Raw genomic sequence first — 4,890 nt, 5'->3', positions numbered from 1 at the left:
GTGTCAGGCACCTCAATGTTGACTGTGCCGCCGTCATCGCGAGCAGGCTCGCTCCCACCTTGGGCCATGCACGGCTTGAAATTCGGCACAAAAAAAGGCCTCGCATTGGCGAGGCCTTTTATTTTGGCTTCAATCTGTTCAACTCTGCGGCCTCATTCCTTGAGAAAGTCCGAACATGAACAGCAACAAATCATGATCGGGTTGAGATGCCACAGATGCCTTGGCAACCCGTGGCAACGGACAGTGCGCGTCACCGTTCACTGAACTGAGAACTTGCGTGCGGGGCTGCTCCCACGCCGCCACCGCCAATGAAGCAACTGCCAAGGCTCCTATCAGAAAAACACCTCGTGCAATTTCTAGTTTCATTGCTATAAACCTTTGATAGCGCTGCCAAACGCCGTCTCATAAAAGTAGACGAGTTTGCGCCAGTCCGCCGTGCTGAACGACGAGTGGCGACGCAGCTGCTTCATGTCGTGAGCCGCCGCCCGATAGGCGGTCAAGCGCTGCCGGCATTTCTCCAGGTCGATCAAGGCGATTTCGACCTTGGCCGACTCGCCTTCACCGGTCACCCGTACGAATACGTGCTTGATGTAAATGCAACTGTGCTGCCAACGGCCCTTGTGCATGCGGGCCAGGTTTTCGGCCAGGTCCTTCAACACGCGCTCATGCACCGCTTCGCCGAGACGTTCGCGACCGCCGCCGGCGTACCAGTGTTCGATTTCCTCGAAGCCGTCCAGCGACTTGGTCACCAGCAATGCGCGCCATTTGTGCACGGGGTCGCGCTGTGCGCCGCAGAAAACGATTTCCGGAACTCTCACCCCAAGTGCGCGCAGGCCAATGAGCGCATCACGCTCGCGCAACACGGTCGGACGACCGAAGGGGTGCAGCCAGCTGCGATAGATATGCCCGGTCTGTCGCTTGGCGTAGAGCAGCTGACCATCGTTGCCCATGACCCGCTGCACGCCACTTTCTCCACCGCGACGGACGTTGGGTTCTTCTACCCATTCACCGCGCTGATTCCAGAAATAGTCGAAGCGGTCCTGAGAGGCGACGTCCGTCTCTGCTGCACATTGCACTGCCATCCTGTTACCTCTTGCGTAATACGTAAACTCGCCACATGGCATAGAGCGGTAAAAAGTCCAATCGTTCCTGAATACGGAACCCCGCTTGTTCAAACTCTTTTTCTACCGTGGCCGCCGGTAACACAAACCGGTTTTGGTAACCTTCCTGCCCACGCCGTTTCTCTGAGCGCTTGCGTTTCCAGGCCTTGAAATTGCCGTCCACCCACAACGAAAGGATCACGCTGTCACGCGTGACTCGTTCAAATTCGCGCAGAATGGCCAGTCGATGCTCGGCTTCACCGATGTGATGCAGCAAACGCATGCAGAAAATGCTGTCGACAGCGTTGTCGGGCAAGGCAATGTCGAATGCGGAAGTGTGCAAGGGTTGTACCCGTTTCACCACGTCGGCCGGTTGCGCCTGGGTGGCAATCTTCAACATTGACTCGGAGTTGTCGGCCCCGATGATCGCTCGATTGGCTTTCTCCGCCAGCATTGGCCAAAAACGCCCTGCCCCACACGGCAAATCGAGGACCAGCCCAGGCTCACCGACCAGCTTCAGCGCCTTTCGCGCCAACTGCACGTCACGCCAGTGGGATAGCTTACGACCAAGGCCATCCTGGTGTTTCTGCAAATACCTTTGAGCGTGTTGATCGTCGTACTTTTCGGAAAAATCGAGTTTGATCGGGCCGTCCATCATTAAGGTCTCCTGAACTTCTGATGGCACCTACCTTAGGTAGCGTAGTGTCAGTGTCAGGTCATACCTTTGTGAAAAAATTGTTAAGGAAATGTTGAATCATTACAAGATTTTTCAAGTTGACCACCATGGCTCGGAGCCCCGACTGCTCAAACAAGCGCTAGCTTTGGCTCAATTGCACCTGAAAACGACAGCCATTAGGTTCCATATTGGTCAAGCTGACGCTCCAGCCCTGGTTCTCGCAAATCCGCTGCACCAGCGACAACCCCAGTCCCAGGCCCTCGCCGCGCTTTTCACTGCCGCGCACGAAAGGTTCGAACATTGCCTCGCGTTTTTCCTCGGGAATGCCCACACCGCTGTCCTCGACCGTGAAACCCGTGGCCGTGAGGGTCAAGCGGATAAACCCGCGCTCGGTGTAATGCAGCGCGTTACGCAACAGGTTGCCCATGACGGCGTGCAAGAGGGTTGCGTTGTAACAGGTGTCCAGCGGATTGCCCGGTTCGAAGATCAGGCTCAGCCCCTTGGCTTCGATCGGTTCGCGCCACTGGTTGAGCAGCCCGTCGGCGACCTGGCTCAATGTCTGCTGCGGCGACATGCTCGCGTCTTCTCGCTGGGCCCGGGCCAACATCAGGAACGTTTGCACCAGCTCGCGCATCTCGGCGCACGCGCGGGCAATTCGCTCGACCTGGGCATGGCCACGCTGGTCGATACCGGGGTTTTCCAACAGCAGCTCACAGGAACTGGCCAGCACCATCAAGGGCGTGCGCAGTTCGTGGCTGACGTCACTGGTAAACAATCGCTCACGGGTCAATGCCTGGCGCAGCCGCCCAAGGGTGGCATCGAAGGCAACCGCCAGCTCGCCCACTTCGTCAGCGGCATAATCCGGTGCCAGGGGTGGCGCGAGCCCCAGCAATTGATCGCGGTGACGCACCTGGCGGGCGAGTCGCACCACCGGCGCCATCACTTTGCGCGCCAGGACCCAACCGAGAAAGACTGCCAGCGCCAGGCTCAGTACGAAGCCCACCAGCACCACGGCAAACAGCACTCGCTCACGTTCTTCGAAATCGCTTTGATCCTGCAGCAGTACGTAACGCCGGCCATCAACCACTTCAACCATCGCGTGATACGACAGCTGCTCGCGAAAGACCTCGTGGAAACCGGGCTCCAGATGCCGTAAATCCTTGGGCAACTCGAAGTCCCCCGGCCCACCGCTGAAATAGAACAGCTGGTCCGGCTCGGGGCGATGGCTCCAGTCAGAGACGCTGTCCATCAGCAGGAGCCGTTGAAGATCGCCACCCAGCCCGGCTGAAATCAACTTTTCTTCCACCAGGTGCACGGTCGCCACAATGCCCATGGCGAAGGCGCCTGCCACCAATGCACTCATCAGCGCAAAGGCGATGATGATCCGTTGAGCGAGGCTCTGCTTAAACTCCATCGCGACTCTCGGCCAAGCGATAACCCACACCGTGCACGGTTTGCAGCAAGGGCTTGGCGAAGGGCTTGTCGATCACCTGGCGCAGTTGATGGACGTGGCTGCGCAGGCTGTCGCTGTCCGGGCAGTCATCACCCCAGAGGGCTTCTTCGAGAATTTCGCGGCGCAGAACATGCGGGCTTTTCTGCATCAGCACCGCCAGCAACTTGAGGCCGACCGGGTTGAGCTTGAGCAGGCGTCCCTCGCGGGTCACCTCCAGGGTATCGAGGTCGTAGCTCAGATCACCCACCTGCAAGGCGCGTCGACCGCCACCCTGGGCACGACGCATGACCGCTTCGATACGCGCCGCCAGTTCGGACAGGGCGAACGGTTTGATCAGGTAGTCATCGGCACCGGACTTGAAGCCTTGCAGCCGGTCATCCAGCTGATCGCGCGCGGTGAGCATGATCACCGGCGTGTCGCGGCGGGCGTCTTCGCGCAGGCGTTTGCACAGCGTATAGCCGTCAATGCCGGGCAGCATGATGTCGAGCACGATCAAGTCATAGTGCTCGGTGGCCGCCAGGTGCAGGCCTGACAAACCGTCCTGCGCGCAATCCACGGTGTAGCCTTTGAGCCCCAGGTAATCGGCCAGATTGGCCAGGATATCGCGGTTGTCTTCAACCAATAGAATTCGCATGGGCACCTCCTCCGCACACAGTAACGGCCGTCATGGCCCGCGCAGCTTAAGGCCAAGTGTGGCTCAGGGCTAGGACTGCGTGCTGTTGTCAATCCGATAGAAAAACCGATGAAGGCTTAACAAGTTTTTCACTATCGATTCACACGCCAATGACAGCGCCGGGCTCAGACTCCGCGCGGATGCGCACTTCATACCCCTTCACCGACCAAGGAACTGCCATGGCTTCGACCGCTGCCCGCCCCGCTTCCAGACCGCTCAACTTTTGGGTGTGTCTGGGTGTGCCCGCTATCACAGCGATCAGTTTGGTGCTGCTTGAGCTGACGTCTCTGGACATGAACCTGGCCAAACTGTTCTACGACCCGGTCGCCGGGGAATTCATCGGACGCCACAGTTACTTCCTTGAAGACATCCTGCATGACCGAGCCAAGCAATTGGTCATCGCCTTTTCGGTGTTTGCGATCATCGGTTTTACCGGCTCGTTTTTCATCGCCAGGCTCAAGCCGTTCAAACGCGAACTGGGTTGCCTGGTGATGTCGCTGGCGCTGGCGACCTCGTTCGTGACCCCAGTGAAAGCGGTGACGGCCGTGCAATGCCCGTGGAGCCTCGAGCAATTCGGCGGCCACGAAACCTACAGCGAACTGCTCAGCCCGCGTCCGCAAACCGACAAGCCTGGGCGTTGCTGGCCTGGGGGTCATGCCGCCACCGGGTTTACGCTGTTTGCGCTGTTCTTTGTACTGCGAGACCGTCGTCCGCGACTCGCGCGTCAGGCGTTTGTGTTTGCATTTGCACTGGGGACGGTGTTTTCCGTGAGCCGGATGATGCAGGGGGCGCACTTCTTTTCGCATAACGTGTGGACGGCGATTTTTTGCTGGCTGATCTGTCTGGGGTCTTACTACTACATCCTGTATCGACCGGCGTCCAAAGCTGAGAGAGAGTCCGAAGCACAACCGGTTAGCGTATGAACTGACGCCTTCGCGGGCAAGCCTCGCTCCTACAGGGATTTCGCTGGACCTGTAGGAGCGAGGCT

General features: G+C 58.7%; 6 protein-coding genes. 1 reads left to right on the top strand and 5 read right to left on the bottom strand.

Going from position 1 to position 4,890, the window contains the following annotated elements:
• Positions 1–138: 138 nt before the first annotated feature.
• The 5 genes from QMX98_RS32395 to colR all read right to left on the bottom strand — a co-directional run bounded on the left by QMX98_RS32395 (position 139) and on the right by colR (position 3,863).
• The gene (locus tag QMX98_RS32395) at positions 139–366 is read right to left on the bottom strand and encodes a hypothetical protein (RefSeq protein ID WP_077749882.1); all 228 of its coding nucleotides are present in this window, start codon (positions 364–366) and stop codon (positions 139–141) included.
• A gap of 2 nt (positions 367–368) precedes the next feature.
• On the bottom strand, positions 369–1,082 hold the full coding sequence (locus QMX98_RS32390; RefSeq protein ID WP_282411965.1) for a lipopolysaccharide kinase InaA family protein: 714 nt from the start codon (positions 1,080–1,082) through the stop codon (positions 369–371).
• Between the two features lie 4 nt (positions 1,083–1,086).
• Positions 1,087–1,755 (bottom strand): class I SAM-dependent methyltransferase, encoded by a 669-nt coding sequence (locus QMX98_RS32385; protein ID WP_077749907.1) that lies wholly within the window; start codon positions 1,753–1,755, stop codon positions 1,087–1,089.
• Positions 1,756–1,915: 160 nt separating this feature from the next.
• Complete coding sequence (locus QMX98_RS32380) at positions 1,916–3,190, bottom strand: HAMP domain-containing sensor histidine kinase (protein WP_145308548.1); 1,275 nt, start codon at positions 3,188–3,190, stop codon at positions 1,916–1,918.
• Complete coding sequence (colR, locus tag QMX98_RS32375) at positions 3,180–3,863, bottom strand: two-component system response regulator ColR (RefSeq protein ID WP_010457636.1); 684 nt, start codon at positions 3,861–3,863, stop codon at positions 3,180–3,182. Before colR ends, QMX98_RS32380 begins: the two co-directional genes overlap by 11 nt.
• Before the next feature lie 218 nt (positions 3,864–4,081).
• Between colR and QMX98_RS32370 the strand changes: the two genes are divergently transcribed.
• Positions 4,082–4,825 (top strand): phosphatase PAP2 family protein, encoded by a 744-nt coding sequence (locus QMX98_RS32370; protein WP_282411964.1) that lies wholly within the window; start codon positions 4,082–4,084, stop codon positions 4,823–4,825.
• The last annotated feature ends 65 nt before the right edge of the window (positions 4,826–4,890 follow it).

This window comes from Pseudomonas sp. PS02303, from assembly GCF_029959925.1.
Classification (GTDB): Bacteria; Pseudomonadota; Gammaproteobacteria; order Pseudomonadales; family Pseudomonadaceae; genus Aquipseudomonas; species Aquipseudomonas mandelii.
This window is presented reverse-complemented; position numbering and strand designations above follow the sequence as displayed.

Bases quoted from the DNA above. Each gene is read 5' to 3' on its own strand.
- colR (WP_010457636.1), bottom strand. From the start codon at position 3,863: ATGCGAATTCTATTGGTTGAAGACAACCGCGATATCCTGGCCAATCTG.
- QMX98_RS32395 (WP_077749882.1), bottom strand. From the start codon at position 366: ATGAAACTAGAAATTGCACGAGGTGTTTTTCTGATAGGAGCCTTGGCA.
- QMX98_RS32380 (WP_145308548.1), bottom strand. From the start codon at position 3,190: ATGGAGTTTAAGCAGAGCCTCGCTCAACGGATCATCATCGCCTTTGCG.
- QMX98_RS32385 (WP_077749907.1), bottom strand. From the start codon at position 1,755: ATGGACGGCCCGATCAAACTCGATTTTTCCGAAAAGTACGACGATCAA.
- QMX98_RS32390 (WP_282411965.1), bottom strand. From the start codon at position 1,082: ATGGCAGTGCAATGTGCAGCAGAGACGGACGTCGCCTCTCAGGACCGC.
- QMX98_RS32370 (WP_282411964.1), top strand. From the start codon at position 4,082: ATGGCTTCGACCGCTGCCCGCCCCGCTTCCAGACCGCTCAACTTTTGG.